Origin of the sequence: Enterococcus sp. 2201sp1_2201st1_C11_2201SCRN_220225, assembly GCF_040925905.1 — a bacterium.
In the GTDB taxonomy this organism is placed as follows: domain Bacteria; phylum Bacillota; class Bacilli; order Lactobacillales; family Enterococcaceae; genus Enterococcus_C; species Enterococcus_C asini_A.
On the sequence record NZ_JBCOJC010000007.1, the window covers coordinates 40190 to 58850 of the forward strand.

At 35.2% G+C, this 18661-nt stretch carries 18 protein-coding genes; 4 read left to right on the forward strand and 14 right to left on the reverse strand.

All coding sequences use genetic code 11. The annotated features are described in order from the left end of the window. Positions 1–227: 227 nt before the first annotated feature. The 10 genes from AB5754_RS03510 to AB5754_RS03555 form a co-directional block, all read right to left on the reverse strand. Positions 228–1295: a Fic family protein gene (locus tag AB5754_RS03510; protein WP_172843735.1), complete on the reverse strand. Its 1068-nt coding sequence runs from the start codon at positions 1293–1295 to the stop codon at positions 228–230. A 339-nt stretch (positions 1296–1634) separates the two neighbouring features. Then, a complete protein-coding gene (locus AB5754_RS03515) occupies positions 1635–2405 on the reverse strand; it encodes an ABC transporter permease (RefSeq protein ID WP_016173365.1) in 771 nt (256 codons plus the stop codon). Further along, positions 2398–3333, reverse strand: coding sequence for an ABC transporter ATP-binding protein (locus tag AB5754_RS03520; protein WP_016173364.1), 936 nt, complete (start codon positions 3331–3333; stop codon positions 2398–2400). Before AB5754_RS03520 ends, AB5754_RS03515 begins: the two co-directional genes overlap by 8 nt. A gap of 294 nt (positions 3334–3627) precedes the next feature. After that, positions 3628–5289: an FAD-dependent oxidoreductase gene (locus AB5754_RS03525; protein ID WP_029487387.1), complete on the reverse strand. Its 1662-nt coding sequence runs from the start codon at positions 5287–5289 to the stop codon at positions 3628–3630. Between the two features lie 14 nt (positions 5290–5303). Next, the gene (gene arsB, locus AB5754_RS03530; protein WP_368251063.1) at positions 5304–6389 is read right to left on the reverse strand and encodes an ACR3 family arsenite efflux transporter; all 1086 of its coding nucleotides are present in this window, start codon (positions 6387–6389) and stop codon (positions 5304–5306) included. A gap of 10 nt (positions 6390–6399) precedes the next feature. Next, positions 6400–7458 carry an ACR3 family arsenite efflux transporter gene (arsB, locus tag AB5754_RS03535; protein ID WP_016173360.1) on the reverse strand — a complete coding sequence of 353 codons (1059 nt, stop codon included), beginning with the start codon at positions 7456–7458 and terminating at the stop codon, positions 6400–6402. Positions 7459–7549: 91 nt separating this feature from the next. Beyond that, on the reverse strand, positions 7550–9277 hold the full coding sequence (gene arsA / locus AB5754_RS03540) for an arsenical pump-driving ATPase (RefSeq protein WP_029487386.1): 1728 nt from the start codon (positions 9275–9277) through the stop codon (positions 7550–7552). 34 nt (positions 9278–9311) lie between these two features. Further along, entirely contained in the window at positions 9312–9686 is a 375-nt protein-coding gene (arsD, locus tag AB5754_RS03545; protein ID WP_029487385.1) for an arsenite efflux transporter metallochaperone ArsD, read from the reverse strand. Beyond that, positions 9664–10011, reverse strand: a complete 348-nt coding sequence (locus AB5754_RS03550; RefSeq protein ID WP_016173357.1) for a helix-turn-helix transcriptional regulator — start codon at positions 10009–10011, stop codon at positions 9664–9666. The genes arsD and AB5754_RS03550 overlap by 23 nt, the downstream gene beginning before the upstream one ends. A 187-nt stretch (positions 10012–10198) precedes the next feature. Then, entirely contained in the window at positions 10199–11023 is an 825-nt protein-coding gene (locus AB5754_RS03555) for a helix-turn-helix domain-containing protein (RefSeq protein WP_029487384.1), read from the reverse strand. Between the two features lie 218 nt (positions 11024–11241). Here AB5754_RS03555 and AB5754_RS03560 point away from each other — a divergent pair, with 218 nt between their 5' ends. Together AB5754_RS03560 and AB5754_RS03565 are read left to right on the forward strand one after the other, a co-directional pair. Beyond that, entirely contained in the window at positions 11242–11532 is a 291-nt protein-coding gene (locus tag AB5754_RS03560) for a helix-turn-helix domain-containing protein (RefSeq protein ID WP_003128904.1), read from the forward strand. Between the two features lie 47 nt (positions 11533–11579). Further along, a complete protein-coding gene (locus tag AB5754_RS03565; protein ID WP_029487383.1) occupies positions 11580–12767 on the forward strand; it encodes a site-specific integrase in 1188 nt (395 codons plus the stop codon). A 702-nt stretch (positions 12768–13469) separates the two neighbouring features. On the opposite strand, the gene AB5754_RS03570 is transcribed toward AB5754_RS03565, so the two are convergent. From AB5754_RS03570 to AB5754_RS03580, 3 genes are read right to left on the reverse strand one after another with little or no spacing between them, the layout of a single operon-like run. Further along, complete coding sequence (locus tag AB5754_RS03570; protein ID WP_270598583.1) at positions 13470–14246, reverse strand: ABC transporter permease subunit; 777 nt, start codon at positions 14244–14246, stop codon at positions 13470–13472. Further along, positions 14246–15142, reverse strand: a complete 897-nt coding sequence (locus AB5754_RS03575) for an ABC transporter ATP-binding protein (RefSeq protein ID WP_270598582.1) — start codon at positions 15140–15142, stop codon at positions 14246–14248. The genes AB5754_RS03570 and AB5754_RS03575 overlap by 1 nt, the downstream gene beginning before the upstream one ends. 1 nt (position 15143) lies before the next feature. After that, positions 15144–16064 carry an ABC transporter ATP-binding protein gene (locus AB5754_RS03580; RefSeq protein WP_368251058.1) on the reverse strand — a complete coding sequence of 307 codons (921 nt, stop codon included), beginning with the start codon at positions 16062–16064 and terminating at the stop codon, positions 15144–15146. 343 nt (positions 16065–16407) lie between these two features. Here AB5754_RS03580 and AB5754_RS03585 point away from each other — a divergent pair, with 343 nt between their 5' ends. Next, positions 16408–16971, forward strand: a complete 564-nt coding sequence (locus AB5754_RS03585) for a TetR/AcrR family transcriptional regulator (RefSeq protein ID WP_270598578.1) — start codon at positions 16408–16410, stop codon at positions 16969–16971. 188 nt (positions 16972–17159) lie between these two features. On the opposite strand, the gene AB5754_RS03590 is transcribed toward AB5754_RS03585, so the two are convergent. After that, positions 17160–18026: a helix-turn-helix domain-containing protein gene (locus AB5754_RS03590; protein ID WP_368251057.1), complete on the reverse strand. Its 867-nt coding sequence runs from the start codon at positions 18024–18026 to the stop codon at positions 17160–17162. A gap of 179 nt (positions 18027–18205) precedes the next feature. On the opposite strand from AB5754_RS03590, the gene AB5754_RS03595 reads away from it, so the two are divergent. Beyond that, a complete protein-coding gene (locus AB5754_RS03595) occupies positions 18206–18556 on the forward strand; it encodes a hypothetical protein (RefSeq protein ID WP_311800590.1) in 351 nt (116 codons plus the stop codon). The last annotated feature ends 105 nt before the right edge of the window (positions 18557–18661 follow it).

Consider the following 18661-nt stretch of genomic DNA (forward strand, 5'->3'; position numbering starts at 1 on the left):
CACGAAAAACAATCGAAAAACTACATACAAACACTGTTATACCAAGGAAATAAGCACTTATTGACAAGTGTAAACTAATTTAAAAAAGTTCACACTTTGTTTTCACTGGTTTTAGCGAGTTTCAAATAGTGTATTGAGCTAATATTTTTAGTTATGCAAGTTTCAATTAGCCTCATTGAATTTTAAACTACCGATTTTGTGCTTCTATTAATGGCCCGTGAATCGTATTACGATTTGAATTCATTTATTAGCTGATACTTAGTCGAACGGCCTTGCCCGACTTTTTGAATCTTATTCTCTGTTTGTAGCCCAGCCAAGGCCCGTTCTATCGTTCGCTGGCTAATATCCGGCAACAAGTTCTCCATGTCAGCTCTGCTTAGAGGTTCAAAAGACTTCTCTAGTTCTTCTACTACCCGCTCTGCTGGTGTTAGCTCCTGATTGATAATAATCTCGAAACGCTCTGAGAAGTTTTCATAGGCTCGCAAAATGATTCCCACAAGATAGCGAACAAACGGCGTATAGTCTTGTTCATTTTCCAACCATCCCACAGAACTCGCCTGTAACGCTTCATAGTAAGTTTGCTTCGATTCTTCAATCAGCATCTCAATACTGATGTACTTGCCGACTAAATAGCCCGACTTGTACAGCAACAGCAATGTCAATAAACGAGACATCCGCCCATTTCCATCACTAAATGGATGAATTGAGAGAAAGTCTAAAACAAAGCAAGGAATCAGCAGTAAGGGATCAATCTCAGCCTTCTGAATGGCTTGATTGTATTGGTAGCACAGCTCATCAATTAAATCAGGTGTCAAATATGCAGGCGCTGGTACAAACCGAACTCGCTCGTTACCATCTAAATCTTTTTCCGTAATAACATTATCGCCACTTTTAAACTTACCTTTGTAACTTTTAGCCGAGTAATTATATAGATTTTTGTGTAACGTTAAAATATCGTTGGGCACGACGCGAATATACTCGTAACTATCATGAATCAGTTTCAACACATCTCGATAACCGGCAATTTCTTCTTCATCCCGATTACGAGGTTTTACTTTTTCCGCTACGATTTGCTTCAAGCGGCCATCTGTTGTTGCAATTCCTTCAATTTTGTTGGAAGCCTCTGTACTTTGAATCAAAGCCAAGTCTGTCAGTTTGCCTAAAATCTCTGGTTTTGTGGCAATATACAGTTCTTGTTTCCCCTTATAATCATGAATCTTGGTCAGCATATTTAGCAAATCATGACTAAGAGAGAGCTTTTTCAACTCATGATAATCAAATTCTTTCACCGCCATTCACCTCTTTTCTCCGCCATTTTATCTTATTTGGCGGAGAAAAACAAATAATGGCGGAGAAAACTATATTTCATCATCACATTAGTTTTACTATTCAAATACAAAAAGCCCTAAAAGTATTTCACAAATTCAATTCAAATAAACTAAGTTTTAGTGAGCTTCGATAATCCAATTTCTTTTAACTGGTAGATTTTTTAGGAAAAAGAGTAAATTCTACGTAAGAGCTACAATTAAAGCTCTAAATGTTGATATTGCTTTTATCAGTTGTGACTGATCTTCAAAAAAACAACTATTCGATGTTAATTTGTAGCTTTTAAATGGGATATCATTGTAAAAGCATTAACTTCTTAACCCTCTACCTGTATCGACTAAATAGTAACAAATAGAATAAAGAACAACAATAAATAAAATAAGTATTGTAATCGACATAGCTATTGGTACATCGGTTGTTCCTAAAAATCCATATCTAAACGCTGAGATCATATAAACAATTGGATTTATTTTTGAAACACCTTGCCAGAATGGGGGCAACATCGATATCGCATAAAATACTCCTCCTAGATAAGTTAACGGCTGTAAAACGAAGGTGGGTACGATCGATACGTCGTCATAAGATTGAGCAAAAACACCGTTTATCAAACCAGCTAATGAAAATAATATTGCAGTCATTAATAACGTGAGAATAACAATAATCCATGAATGAACATTAAGTGGCACAAAAAATAAGGAAATAATCGTTACAAGTGATCCTACGAGAATACTTCGTCCTAACCCACCAATAACAAATCCCCAAATGATGATATGTGTTGGTACTGGAGCAACTAATAGCTCTTCAATATTTTTTTGGAACTTTTGAGAGAAAAAAGATGAAGATACATTAGCGTATGAGCTTGTGATTGCTGACATCATAATTAATCCGGGTACGATAAATTCCATATAAGTGAACCCACCCATATCTCCAATTCGGCCACCAATCATTTTCCCAAAAATGATAAAATACAACGATGTCGTTATAACTGGTGGCACCAGAGTTTGTACCCAAATACGTAGATAACGGTTAGTTTCCTTAATAGCAAGACTTTTTAAAGCAGTAAGATAAATATCACGCATTGGTTTCCTCCAAAAATCTTTTTTCTTCGGTGATTTTCAAAAATAACTCTTCTAAACGATTAGATTTATTCCGCATCGATAAAACTTTCATCCCTTGATCACTGAGTTGATTAAAAATATCATTTACTCCTTGATTTCGTTCAACTTCCACTGATAAAGTCAGATCGTCTTCTAAAGAATACGTATATCCTTCTATCTTAGGAACTGCATCATGAGGTGCTAGATCTAAAATAAATGTTTCAAATTGTAATTTGGATAGAAGTTCTTTCATACTAGTATTTTCAATCAATTCTCCTGATTGAATGATCCCTATGTGTCGACAAAGCATTTCAGCTTCTTCCAAATAATGAGTGGTCAAGATAATAGTGGTTCCATTTTCGTTTAATTCTTTTAAGAAGGACCACATTTCACGTCTCAGTTCAATATCCACCCCAGCGGTTGGTTCATCCAAAATTAATAGCTTTGGTTCGTGCATTAGTGCTCGAGCGATCATCAGCCGGCGCTTCATCCCGCCAGAGAGCATCCGAGCACGTTCGTTACGTTTTTCCCATAAATTTGATTGCTTCAAATACTTCTCACTGCGCTTCAATGCTTCTTTTCTCGGAACACCATAATAACCTGCCTGATTCACTACAATTTGTTGAACAGTCTCAAATGGATTGAAGTTGAATTCTTGTGGTACAAGACCAATTTGCTGCTTTGCTCTTTCTAAGTCTTTATCAAGATCGTAGTCGAAAACTTTTACCATTCCAGATGTTTTATTGACAAGAGAAGTAATAATACCAATGGTTGTCGACTTCCCAGCACCATTGGGCCCTAAAAGGGCATAGAAATCACCCTCTTCAACTTGGAGATCAATTCCACGTAATGCCTCAACACCTGTTCCATAGATTTTTTTTAAATTCGTTATTTCAAGTGCATATTCCATATACTTTTTCCTTTCGTAAAACAATTCTTAAATTAGAAGTCGCTCTAACTTTTATACTGTAAAAAGGCATGTGGTCAATTGACCACATGACCTTATTTTTTCTTACTTTGTTTTTCTTTCCTTTTGGCCAATAAATAGAATACCAAAATTAGCGTAATAAAGTTGATAAATATTCCAATACTAATTGGATAATTTAGTAATTTAGCTAGAATAAATGCCAGTGACATCCCAAATAATCTAGCAACGGCTCTCTTTTCTTCAGACATAAATTATATTACCTCAGCAATTTACTATTTAATCAATATTCTCATAAATTTCTTGATAATTTTTGTTTCCTCCGGAAAGATTGTACACGTGTTTGAATCCTTCGTTTAACAGTATATTTTGTGCAGCATTCCCGGTAACACCTTTATTACAGTACGTAATTGTCAAAACATTCTTGTCTAACTCATCGTAGCGTGTCCTCAAATCAGATAATGGAATATGAATAGCTCCTTTAACCTTTGATTTTTCGAATTGCTTTTTGGATCTTGTATCAATTATCTGTAACTTTTCTTTTCTGTGTTGTCGTTCAATTAACTCAATCGGGGACATCAAAGGCGCTCTTCTCTTCACCGCGTTATCTAAGGCCATTCCAGTATAATGAACGGGATCCTTGGTTGTTGAAAATGGTGGTGCATAAGCTAAATCTAAATCAAACAGTTCTTCCGCCAATGCTCCAAAGGAAATAGCCGTAGCAAGCACGTCGATTCTTTTATCTACTCCGTCATAACCGATAATTTGGGCACCCAGAACTCTACCGCTGCTTTTATCTGCTATTGCTTTGATGACCATTTCTTTGCCATCCATGTAATCAGGTTTATTTGGTTTTATATTGTATAAAACGGCAACTTCTAATCCTTCTTTAAGAGCTTCCTTTTCAGTAAGACCCGTTTGTGCAATGGCTAAATCAAAAAAGCGCAAAATACCGGTTCCTAATATTCCTTTAAATCGTAAAGAGCCACCAGTAATTGTGTCACCAGCAATTCTACCCATCTTGTTCGCAGTCGAAGCCAAGGGACGATAGATTGGTTGTTGAGTAATGCGATTGTAGCTTTCTGCTACATCCCCTACTGCATAGACATTTTTCAAATTGGTTTCCATTCTATTGTCTACTTTAATTGCTCCCGTTTTGCCCAACTCTATTCCTATGGTTTGAGCCAATTCTGTATTTGGCCTTACTCCTGTTGCCAATACAAATAAATCGGCTGATAATTCATTCCCTTTTGAAGTCTTAACAGCAGTTAGTTGTTCTTCACCTACTAATTCAACAACCGTTTCTTTTGGCCTAAAATCAATCTGTTGTTTTGCTACTTCGTTCTCTATTCTTATAGCCATATCCCAATCTAAATGAGACATTGGATGGTTGCCTCGTTGCAGTAACGAAACAGCTATTCCTTGTCTCTGTAATTGTTCAGCCATCTCTAACCCAATATATCCAGCACCTACAATAACAGCTTTTTCTACTTTATTAGTCTTAATAAAGTTGTGAATATTTTTACCACTGGAAACATTTTTGATTTGAAATACATTTTCAAATTGTCTATTAGAGAATATAGCCGGTGTATTGTAAATTGAACCTGTTGCAAATACTAATGCATCATAATCATCTGAAAACGACTTTCTAGTAATCAAATTTAGTCCGTAAATACGTTTCTTTTTATGGTCAATACGTTGTACTTCATGCGAAGTATGAATATCTACGTTGTATCTCTTTTTGAACCACTCAGCATTCCGTGGAGTCAATTCATCGAATTTTTCAACTTCTCCTCCAACAGCATATGGAATTCCACAAACAGAATATGAGATGTCGATATCTTTATCATATAGAATGATTTCCGCTTCTTCTGTGTTCCTTCTCGCTTTTGCAGCAACACTTGTTCCTGCTGCAACAGACCCGATGATTATTATTTTCATACTATGCACCCCAACTACTCATATAGATTTTCAATTTGGTTAGTATCACCTGACTTAACAAACCATGACTTAGTATTGTTGGAAATCTTTACTAATAGCAACATGATCGGTACCTCAACTAACACTCCTACAACTGTTGCTAAAGTCGCGCCAGACTGTAGGCCGAAAAGTGAAATCGCAACAGCAACCGCTAGTTCAAAGAAATTGCTCGCACCAATCATTCCAGCTGGTGAGGCAATCTCATGAGGCAACTTCCAAAACCTTGACCACCCATAGGCAATAGTAAAAATTAGTAGCGTTTGAATGGTTAGTGGAATTGCAATTAATAAAATATGAATTGGATTGGCTAATATTTTTTCACCTTGAAAAGAAAAAATAATAATCAACGTTAGCAATAATCCAATGATTGTAACAGAGTCAAATTTCTTTAAAAAGACATCTTCGAAATAGTACTTACCTTTATTTTTTATTATAATTACTCTAGTAACGAAACCTAGAAGTAGTGGCACTACTACAAAAAGAACTGTAGATAATAGCAATGTTCCCATTGGAACAACAACATTGTCCACACCAAGTAGAAACGCTACAATGGGTGCGAATAGAATCAAAATAATTAAATCATTGATCGCTACTTGTACCAGAGTGTATGCTGCGTCACCTTTCGTTAGATAACTCCATACAAATACCATAGCTGTACAAGGTGCAGCACCTAATATAACAGCACCAGCAACGTACTCTTTTGCTAATTCTATAGGTATAAGATTCTTAAAAATCACATAGAAGAAAAAAGCGGATATAGCATACATTGTAAAAGGTTTGATTAACCAGTTTGTCACGCAGGTAACAACTAATCCTTTAGGCTTTTTGGCTGCACTAACAATACTAGTGAAATCAATCTTCAACATCATTGGATAAATCATTAACCATATCAAAATTGCTGTAGGTATTGATACCTGATAATATTCAAACTTACTTAAGGTGTCAGGAACGCTCGGCAAAAATTTTCCAATTAGCACCCCAATAACCATACACACAATTACCCATAACGTCAGATATTTTTCAAAAATACCTAATCCTTGTTTTTCATTCTCTGAACTCATTTATTTCCTCCTAATGGCTTGCGCCTTCTTTCGAAAAATATTTTTGTTTAAATTTTAAAGCAACATTCACTAAAGCAATTAAAACTGGAACTTCGACCAAGGGGCCAATAACCGCCGCAAATGCTTCACCCGAATTGATCCCAAATACACCTACTGCTACGGCTATCGCTAGTTCAAAATTATTACTTGCAGCCGTAAAAGATAACGACGCCGCGATTGGATAACTTGTGCCCATTTTTTTTGAGAGTAAAAATGATACAAAAAACATAATTACAAAATAGAATAGTAGTGGGATAGCAATTCGAACTACATCTAATGGCAACTCAATCACTTTTTCACCCTTTACGGAAAACATTACGATAATTGTAAATAGTAATGCAACCAAAGTTATTGGGCTTATTTTAGGGATAAACTTAGTTTCAAACCATTTTTTCCCTTTCATTTTGATCAAAATAAATCTTGAACTAAAACCTGCAATAAATGGGATTCCCAGATAAATAAAAACGCTTTTGGCAATTTCTCCCATTGTAATATTAATCGTATGTGTCTCTAAACCAAGCCAGTTCGGTAATACTGTGACAAAGATATATGCAAATAATGAGTAAAATACAATTTGAAAAATAGAATTAAATGCTACTAATCCAGCTGTATACTCGTTGTCTCCTTGGGCAAGCTCACTCCAGACGATTACCATAGCAATACATCGAGCAAGCCCAATCATAATTAACCCAACCATATAACTTGGATAGTTGTGCAAAAAGACTACTGCTAAAACAAACATAATAATTGGACCGACAATCCAATTTTGAACTAGTGAAAGTAAGAGTACCTTCCAATCCTTAAAAACACGCCACATTTCTTCATATTTTACTTTTGTAAGTGGTGGGTACATCATCAAAATTAAACCTATTGCAATTGGAATCGAAGTCGTCCCAACTTCTAAATGATTTATTACTTTAGGAATATTGGGAAAAAAATACCCCATTCCTATACCAATTGCCATTGCAATAAAAATCCATAATGTCAAATATCGATCTAGTAAAGACAATTTCTTAGTTACTTGATTCATTTTTCCATCTCCAGCAGAATAAAAAATTTATTTTCCTCAAACGAATAGATGAACCTATATATAGATTGTTATCTATATATAGGTCAAAAAATTAATGAACTAATTTTGCGTCAAAGTTAGGAACCCACTCTGTTACCGCAAAATGCCCATCTGAAAGATCTTTTACTTTATTGATCCACTCAATTTCATTTGTAGCGCGCGCCTTTAATACTTCATTGGACGTATCGGTAGCATACATACTTTGATTGACTAGCCACCAAGTATGAGCAATCTTTGCACGATTCAAATCTTCATCTAAACGCATCGATTCGTACACTGGCGTTGTTTCAGGCAGAGTAACCATCAATACTTCCGTTTCATTGCTATTTTGTAATCTTGGTAATAGCTTTTGAATCGACAATGGCACTTCGCCAGAACTTCTTTCAACTTCTTTGGCATAGCTTTGCGTGGAATCCAAAAGAAGCAATGTGTGTCCTGTTGGAGCGGTATCTATTACCACAATTTCATTTTCTGACTTATCTACAATTTCCGCAAATGCTCTAAATACTGCAATTTCTTGCGTGCAAGGTGAACGAAGGTCTTCTTCGACATAAGCGACATCATCCGCATTCATCGTCAGACGAGCTTTTGAAAGAACCTCTTTTTTGTAAGATTCTAGTTCCTGTTCTTCATCGATATGGCTGATTGAAATTGGCAACTCATTCGAAATAAAAAGATTTAGATGATCGGCAGGATCCGTTGTCGCTAAACGAACTTTTTTACCTGATTGTGCCAATTTTTCTGCGATTTGAATAGCAACAGTTGTCTTGCCAACGCCACCTTTTCCCATCGTAAAAATAATCTTTTTATTCGTTCGAATAAACTCACTCACAATAAAATCTAACGTTGGAAACTCAATCGGTTCCTGTTCATGTTGGTGAACAGCTGGCTGTTGATTACTCAATAAAATTTGAAGCTTATCTATTCCTGCAACGTTATATGGGCGAAGTGGAATATAGTACTTTTCTAATTTGCTCAAAGGCTTTGGCATTTCTTCTAGATCACTTTGTTGTTCACCGTAGATTACCTGAGAAATCACATCATCAGGATTATTCAATAATCCGTTAACCACTAGTAATTGATTCTTAATCCCTAATTTCAATAGTTCCTCGGAAGCACGTTCAGCTTCAATTAGTGGTGCTTTTTGCGGTCTGGTCACTAAAATTAAAGATGTTTGGGTTGCATCTGTAAGTGTCTCCACTGCTTTTTCATATATCTCTTTTTTATCACCCAATCCGGATAATTGTCCCAAGCAAGAAACTCCAGTTGTATTTTCATCCAGATAATTATTCCAAGCAGAAGGTAATTGTAGCATTCTTAGCGTATGCCCAGTGGGGGCGGTGTCAAAAATTACATAATCAAATTGCTCTGCAACTTCTTTATCAGTTAAAAAGTTCGCAAACTCGTTAAAAGCAGCAATCTCTACTGTACAAGAGCCTGATAATTGTTCTTCCATATTAACTAGTGCACTATCTGGTAAGATTCCCCGATAAGGACCGACAATACTCTCTTTGTATTCTTCTGCCGCTGTGATTGGATCAAAATTTGCAACTTTCAAATGGCTAATTCCGTCAACCGTAGTCGGTTTATTTGTTAATTTTGTTTGGAAAACATCTTGCAGGTTTGAAGCCGGGTCTGTGCTGACTAGCATAACCTGGTTGCCGTCTTCCGCTAAAGATGTCGCCGTGGCACAAGCCGTAGTCGTTTTCCCAACCCCACCTTTACCTGTGAAAAACAGATATTTAGTTAATTCTATCTTTTTTGGTATATATTGAAGCATTGTATCTCCTCCCTTTCCCTTTTAAAGAGGTCTATTAACAACAGCCTTCGCTCCCATTATTCCCTCCACAGCAGCTACCAGAACTAGCTGATTGAACTACAAAGCGAACCTCTCCATACTTTCCGAATTCCTCTAAGGTTGGATAAGAACCTTCTTTGACAATTTTTCCATCTAATAAGGTTATCGGCAAAATATCATTACCATTTTCTTGAAGCAACTTCAAGATTGTTGGATTTTTGACAAAAGCATCTGGATCACTGGTTAAATTGTGACGAGAAGCGTCAATTGAATCCAGTCCTTCGAAATTTTCAAATACTGAGGTTACCATTAGTAATTCTTCATCAACTGATGGACCGCAGACTCCTGTTGAACAACACATTGCTGGTTCAAATAGCTCCAATTTTTTCATCATTTTTTTCCCCTTTACAATTACAATTTAGTTTATTACAAATGCAATCATCTTTATCAGAAAACAATTGCATCATTGAACCCATAAATTGATCGGCGAAGCTTTCCGTTAATTGATAATGATGCCATATTTTATCCTTAGTCACTGTGACAATCCCAGCCTTTTCTAATACTTTCATATGATGTGAAAGAGTTGGCTGAGTGAAGTCAAAGTGATCTAAGATATCGCAGGCACACAAACTACCGCAAGACAATATATCAATGATTTTTAAACGTTTTGGATCAGCAAGAGCCTTAAGCATTATCGATATTTCATCATAATTCATATCTTCTACTCCTTTACATAGATGGATGTCTATGAATAATATAGATGAACATCTATATATTGTCAATCGCTTCTGTCTTTTTATTTCTTACTTTACTTTGAAACCTTTACTGCAAAAATGTAAATACTACCTATCACTCAAAAAGTAATAGATGGTATTTATCAAGTAATTATACGTATCAACCGCACTATTTCAATTTTAAAAAATAAATTTGCATTCTACTTGCCTCAGATTTAAAAGCCTTGTATATAAAATTCGTAGTATCTTCGTTCTTAACTTCAAATCGTTTTGACTGGCTGTTATAACTATACTCAACAATATTCAATTTTTCCTGCGCACGTTCAAAGCCATAGTAAATAATTCTAGACTTAGTTAAGTCTACACCTAGCATTGGAAAAGCTCGTGTAAAATAATCAATTTCAATTTGATTCCTTAAATCCGGAAAATTATGGTATAGATATTTTTGTCGCTTCGCAAATGTATAAGGCAACAAATGAACTCGGTTGTTCTTAACGTCTACATAGGCATAATAACGTGGTGATGGATCCAATGGGTCATTAGCCGCGGCCGCCGTATAAAGAGAATCTGTTCCTTCAACTTTGGAATACGTTAGATACGGATCATTTCTCTCCACTAACATACCGGAATCCATAATTCCTTGCAGAAACTCCATAATCGTCATTTCATCATAGACATCCACTTTTTGCTGTTTCAAGAATACCAACATTTGTTGTAGAAATGCTGGATTCACTTGTAACTGAAAATGGTCCTTCAATAAATTTGTTAGTACTTCCTCTGGCGTCCCATACAATAGCTCTTCTACCGTCGTCTTACCCAATAAGGCGATTTTTTTTAGTTTATCTTCTTTGGGCAGATTAATTCCTCGCTCCCAATTATTAACTGTGGTTTTGGGAGAATTACTGATTAGCTCACCAAACTGAGCCATACTGTAGCCTAAATCCGTCCTTATTTCACGGATTTTTTTTGCTACTCTTTGTTGATCAACTTTCATAGTCCTCATCACTCCGATATTTTTCTAGTTTAATCATATCAAACTTTCTTAATAATCGAAATACAAAAGTACTTATTTTCGAACTTTATTTTATTGACATTCTATCGAATTGGGTGTACGATAAACAAAAGTACTTTTATAAGTACTTTTGAAATGCCCTTTGAGAACTGAATAGCACCTTTCTTCTTTTCACTTCTAGATCGGAGGTAGATCAATCAATGGCAGTTGAAATTACACTTTCGCCTGATCAAGAGACGAGTTTAAGAGAATATATGTATACCTTAATGGTAGATGAAGTGAGAAACGCACGAATAGCCGTACATTTAGAGAATCGCTATTTATCAAAAAAAGAGACTTGTGAGTATTTAGGTATCGCCAACAACACGCTTGATAAATGGATTGATGCAGGACTTCCCATGATACATCTTTGGGGTGTTGTACGATTCCAGCGAGAAGAGATAGATAAATGGCTAAGGGAGTATTCCAAAGCACAGCAAGGCGCTGTATGATGAGTGTGTAGTGATACTGATATGCCATTTTTGAAAGGAAGATAGAAATGGCAATTAGTCTAATGGAAAATGGCTCGTATAAAGTCAATGTTTATATGGGGGCGGATGCTTCTCGATATGTGGCTTATGCGGACAGCAAACATGAAGCAGAGATTTTAGAAACAGAAGCAAAACTAAAAAAATTGAAAGGAGAAGTGAAAAAGAAGAAAGGTTCTTATACATTCAAAGAGGTTTACCAAATGTGGTGGGATAAGAAATACACCGTTACACAACATCATGAGCAGTCTACTTTGGATCGAACTAAGACTTGCTTTGAGAAGAGAATTCTTCCTTACTTAGGGGATGTTCCGATTAATAAGATTACCTATGACCTATTAGAAGATACCCAAATTTTGTGGGCATTTGGCAATGAGGAAAAAGGCATTAAACCTTATGCTAACTATAAACACTGTGTCTCCTACACCAAACAAGTATTACGCTATGCCCTAGTGAAAGGTTATATCCAAAAGAATCCCTATGATTTGTTGGAGATGCCTGTAAATGCAGACCTAAAGAACAAAAAGGAAAAAAAACGTCAGCAAAAGTACTATTCTAAGGAACTCATCCAACAAGTGTTAACTTTGATGAAGCAAGAATATGGGGTGCGAGACTATACGTTACTTTCTTTGATTTATCAATTAGGGGCAGCCAAAGGAGAAATTTATCCCTTGGTCTGGTCAGATATTGATTTCAAAAACAAGACGATTTCCCTCATGCATAAATTGGTGAAAAATAAAGCTACCGGAAAATACGAACGTGTAAAAGGGATGAAAAACTCCTATCGATTTCGAACGATTCCAGTAGCAGATTCCGTTATTAATCTATTGGCAAAATGGAAAAAGGTTCAATTTAATGAACTTCAACAAGTCAATATTTTTCCAACCGATGATCAATTTATCTTCACTTATACAACTCAAAAGGGAGAACTGAATCAACCTTTGCATCCAGACTACCTTAACAATAAACTTGATGCCCTTTCAAAGAAATTTGACCTTCCAAAAATAACACCCCACGGCTTACGACATACTTTTGTCAGTGACCTTTTAAACAATGGTGTGGATGATTTAATCGTAAAATCTCTAGTCGGTCATGCGGAAACGTCAGAGATTACACGAAATGTTTACGGGCATGTAAATCCAGAAGTTCAGAAAGAAACCGTCAAGCACTTGGAGGATTACCGGCAAAAAACAAGTTAAAAAAAATAGTCGTAACCAAACTCGTAACCAAAATAAAAAAAGCACCTTCCAACTGAATGGAAAGTGCTTGAAATCGTTGGTATAACAACGATTAACGTTTAGAGAATTGAGAAGCTTTACGGGCTTTCTTAAGACCTGGTTAGCCCAACCGTTTTTTCAAACAGCTTCATAATGCTTTAATAGCAACGATTTAAAGAGATTGAAACACAAAAAATTTTATTGGCTTTCCAATTATTTGAAAGCAATGGTGTCAATTACTTGCGAGCCGATTCAATACTATTGAATTCATACACATAAAACATCAAGTGGGAATAAAGATCCAACAGAATATGGAGGAGTAATCCCTATAAATCAACATCCTTCAATAGCTATAACACTTGATTTCCATTAAAAATAAGATGGCTTCCTAACATTTTCCCTACCAAAAATCCTTTTCAGATTAACGACTGACAAGGTTTTTTCTTTTGTTTACTATTTTTTAGGAATGAATAGATCAACTTTTTTAAACACTTCAAGTCACAGCACTTTATAACTTACTATTAAAAAAATTTTTGCTGAAATCTTGTTTTATAATTCAATACTATGAGTAATTTCAGCATCAACAGAACATTATAGAGAGGATTTTTATAGATGCTTATTTTCATGATACTGCCATAAAAGACACTTTGCATAAAAGACACTTTGTTAGTCCAAGCATCTCCTCTATAAAGGCAGGTCTTTCTTATCAAAAACAATCAAACTAGCAATATAAAAGCTACAACCAATAATAAGTAAAATGATAAAATTAGGCAGAATATTATCACCTTTTGCTATAGCAGAAGTATCGAATAACGTATTTAATGAAAGATATTTTAGTTTTTCTAAGTCAGGACTAAAAGATGACATCAAGTGGAGTAAGAAAAATGCTACCGGAATCCCTCCACCGAATAATAGTGAGTTTTTCGAAAGATTAAATACACTAGAAAAGAAGAAGGAAATCGAACTTGTTGAAAACATCAATAGAAACAGTCCTAGCATCATTTTGTAAAAATCAGTCATGTTTACATCTACATCACTTTGAAATGTATGAATTGAAAATACCCCAACTCCCGTTATAATTCCAACCATAATTATTAATGAGGCAATCAAAAAAAGGGCTTGGGTTCTAACAACTGTTGCTCGTTTAGTCGGCGTGGATAATAAGTAAGCCATGGAACCTTTATCAACTTGAGAGGCAATTAAATTATTTGCAGTTAAAATTATAAAGATGATTGGTAACAAAATCCCCTGTATTGCAAAAAAAGTAGACCCTAACATACCTAAGAAGGAAGTACTTTGAATCAAGCCGGTTTTTCCTAATACATCCCCCACTCCACTAATTGTAGATGGACTAAAAACCGCAACCATTACGACCATCATCAAGCTAGTAATTATTGTCGCCATCATAAACATACGTACATTGGCTTTTAAGCTTTGTTTAAAAATTGCTCGACTAAACATTATTTATTCCCCTCGCTATATAAATTATTGAAATATTGTTCCAAAGTGTATTTATTTTCTTTCATAAACTTTACATCGTAATTTTTTAGTGTTTTAAATAAACGATTGACTTCATGATCATTCAAATTGAAAATAACCTGATTACGATCTACACGTGTTTCTTTAAAATCAAAGTCTTCTTGAACAAATCGCTCATAATCACCAATTGATTTGAACTCAATTTTAAAATTTTTATTCTCATTATGCTTAATATCTTCAGTAGACTTCACAGCAACAATACGGCCTTCTTTTATTAATGCAACTTGATCACAAAGTTCTTCAACTTCGTCAAACATGTGGCTCGACATAAAAATTGTTCTGCCTTTTTTTCTTTCCTCCTCAATAATTTCAACAAAAATTTCACGCATTAAAGGGTCCAAGCCAGTAGTGGGTTCGTCAAAAATCAAAATTTCAGGTTCGGCAATTAGCGCTGCGACAATTGCCGTTTTTTGTTTCATTCCTTTTGACATTCTTTTAAGATTCGCAGTTGGATCTAATTGTAGCTTTTCAATCAAGCTATTAGCGTAGGTCATATCTTTAATGCCTAATAAATCTGCTTGCCCTTTAAGAAAGGCTTCCCCCGTCTTTGCATCGGGAAAGGCAATTTCTCCCGGGATATAACCGACCTTTTTCATAATTTCGGATGATTGATGCCAACAGTCCAAGCCGTCGATTGTTGCGTTGCCTTTTTGTGGTTTTAAGAATCCCATTAAATGTCGAATAGTCGTCGATTTTCCCGCGCCATTAGTTCCTACAAAACCGAAAGATTGACCTTTTTCTATCGAAAGATTTATATCAAAGATACCTCTTTCTGAGCCATAATCTTTTGTAAGATGGTTAATTTCGATCAAAGTCATTTTACTTTACCTCTCTCTTACTTGATTCATAAAAACTCATGAAATAATCTTCGAGTGTAAACTTAATTTCAGAACAGAACTTCAACTTGAATTCACTTACAACAGTGATAAACTCATTAACATCTTTATCATTGTAAGAAACCTTTACTTGATTAAACTTAGGTTTAGTTCCTACAATACGCAGGTTGGCATTCTCGTGAATACTTTCCAAGAATGATTGGTAAGTCAAGTTATCGTCAAATTCTAACTTAAATGTTTTATCCGTATTGTGTCGCAAATCATCCGCGACAAAGCTTGAGATTAATTTCCCGTCACGAATCATTGAGATTTTGTCACAAGTTGCATCGATTTCTTTAAAAATATGGCTAGAGAGTAATATAGTCTTTCCTTTGGACTTTTCTTCTTTAATATAATCAATAAAAACTTGCTGCATAATTGGATCAAGTCCGCTTGTTGGCTCATCTAAAACCAGTATATCTGGATCATGCATGAATGCTGTTACAACAGCTAGTTTACGTTTCATACCAAGTGACATACGTTTTAAACTTCCTTTTGGTTCTAATTGAAATTTTTCTATCAAATAATTTGTATGGCTAAAATCTTTGATGCCTCGTAAATCTGCCATCATCTTGATAAATTGTGTTCCTGTTAAATTTTCAGGTAACGCAATCTCACCTGGGAGATAACCTAAATTTTTTTGGATTTCTGCAGACTCACGCCATGCATCCATACCATTCACAACTATTTTCCCTTTTTGCGGCTTTATAAATCCCATAATTTGGCGAATCGTAGTTGATTTACCAGCACCATTTGGACCTAAAAATCCATATACTTCTCCTTTTTCCACTTTGAAACTTATATCGAAAACACCTCGATTGTAACCAAAGTCTTTCGTTAAGTGGTTAATTTCCAACATAGACATGACTTTTTGCCCCTCTTTCTCGTTACTCTTTATTCCGTAGTCACTATATGCGTATCCAATGTTCTATAATCATCAAAAATCAAGAATGGTAAAATATCAATTTAATCTAGATTACTCTAATGTCTAAATACGTATTATATAAAATACCTTTTTCTTAGATAAACAAGATTGATATATTTGCTACAATTTTTCTCTCTCTACATGCTAAATCCCCCTTATTTCTTAATGGACATTATGTGTATTATCTAGTACTCTTCGTAGTATAGAATGATTTGAAAAAACAGCAAGTATTTTAGATAGTTAATGGACACTTAGCAAAAATTGATTAGTTGAGGGGATTATAATGAGTAAAGAGAAAGATATTCGTTTTTACAAAACGAAGGAAAGAATCATTAAAGCAATGATTCAACTTTTAGAAGAAAAAAATTTTGAACAAATAACTGTCAAAGATATTTGTAAATCTGCCGAAGTCAGCCGTAGTGGCTTTTACTTACACTATTTAGATAAATACGATTTAGTAGAAAAGTATCAACTAGAAATAATGGAACACATAAATAATATCCTTAGAAATATATCGCAGACCCACATAACAAAAGAGATGCTCATGCTTTATATGTTAAATTACCTGACGAACGAGGGAAAATTATTAGCATTATTAATATCTGAGCATGGATCTCCCGAAGTTCAAAATCAAGTAAAAGATATTGTAAAGAAAAATGCGTTAGAAAATACCTTGTCCCATCTCAATATTGAAATAGAAACAGAACTCGAAAAAAAATACTTTTTAGCTTTTTTTAGCAATGCATTATTTGGTGTCTTACAGGAATGGATTAGTAGCGGTCAAAAAGAATCTCCTGAATATCTAGTGAAAACTTTGAACAAAATAATCAATTTTGATTTGATATAAATACATTACTTATTAGTAAACTTATAAAAAATTTGATATGAAAAAAATAATATTGAAAAAAGCTTTTTATCCCTAAAGCTACTCTGCCCATATGCAGAAACACGTAGTTTTATTATTTTGCGCACAAAACTGACTGAAGTCAGTAAAAAAGTCTGGAGGTAGCTACAAATAGCTCCCTCCAGACTTTTTTATTCACTTCTGAACCAATCCTCTAATTCGTCCGTGCTAGTTTTACTATAAATTCGGATTAGTACCGGACGTAATGTTTCAAAAGCCTCTATCAATTCTTCTCCACCAAATCTTCCAGAAAAAGATTTATTCGTTAGTTCTTCGGACAATCGATTGATTAATTCTCCAGTTTTCTGTTGATCTGCCAAGATATTTATTAGTTTTCCCACTAAATACTGATTTTCAAAATTACTATCTGCAACAAAATCGTACTTATCGACTTCCTGCTTAACCAGTTTAATCATATCATCTTTTTTTTCATAATTAAATTCGCCGGCTGCATCCATATACTCGATGATGCCACTCGTAATAATGGTGACTGCCTCATCTTTCTTCTGTTTAGATAATTCGTCGGCAATCGGTAAATTTTTTATCTGATCACGTACCATTTTTTGAAGTTCTTCTTTAATGACTTCTTGTTGCAGTTCATAAAAATAATCATCCATAAACTCCTCACATGGATAACCAACTTCATTTTCCCAGGCTGGATTTTTAAACTCCCCGGTGTAAAACTCTTCTTTGATTGCTTTCACAACTTCTGGATGTTCTTGCACAACCCTGTTCTGCCCTTTTAACTGCAAATAGTCCGCAATGTACTCTTCAATGTCACCAAAGTAAAACCAGCCTACTGGTTTCCCACTAATACTCGATAATTGATTAATGACACTTTCAGGAGCTAGCGCATAGCCTTGAACATAGGAACTGATTGTTGGTTTCTTTATCCCCAAGCGATTGCCCAACTCTGTAAAGGACAGATTCATACTCTCTTTGATTTCTTTGATTCGTTGTCCTACCTTCACTTTATCAGGTTGTAATAAGCCAAACATAGATTACTTCCTCCTCGTCATTTTCCCTATTATATCACTCGTATAAAATTTCGTATATATTTTTCGTGAAATCTCTTGACTTCGTATAAACAAACGTATAAAATACGAATCGTAGATGGCCATCTATATTTTTTTAAACCAATCGTATAAAATATCGTATATCCAAAAGGAGGGCTATTATGCCAATTAAAATCAATGATCTTACCTTACCAAAAGAAAAACTCGAAAAAGAATACCAAGTCGTCAATGTTACTCGCTGGCAAAAAGACGGAGAGATTCTAGGTTGGAGTTACGAATGTATCCTACCTAAACTCCGCTACGAAAAAATCAGTGTCAAAGTCAAATCCGAACATCCCGTGGTTACTCCAGAAGAGCTTAATCAACAAGGTTTAGCCATGGTTACATTTACCAATTTAGTAATTGCACCTTGGGGACGATCCAATGGTCAATTCGTCAGTTATGGCTTATCGGCCACGGCAGATTCGGCAACTTTGATTCCGAAAAAACAAGGTAATACTACGCAAAACTAATTTTCCTATGGGTTTGTTGGGTGGTTAGGACGAAACGGCGGGGCAGCGCCATAGAGCCGATTCTGTCCGTTAAGACCGCCCAATAAACACATAGGCTGGAAGGAC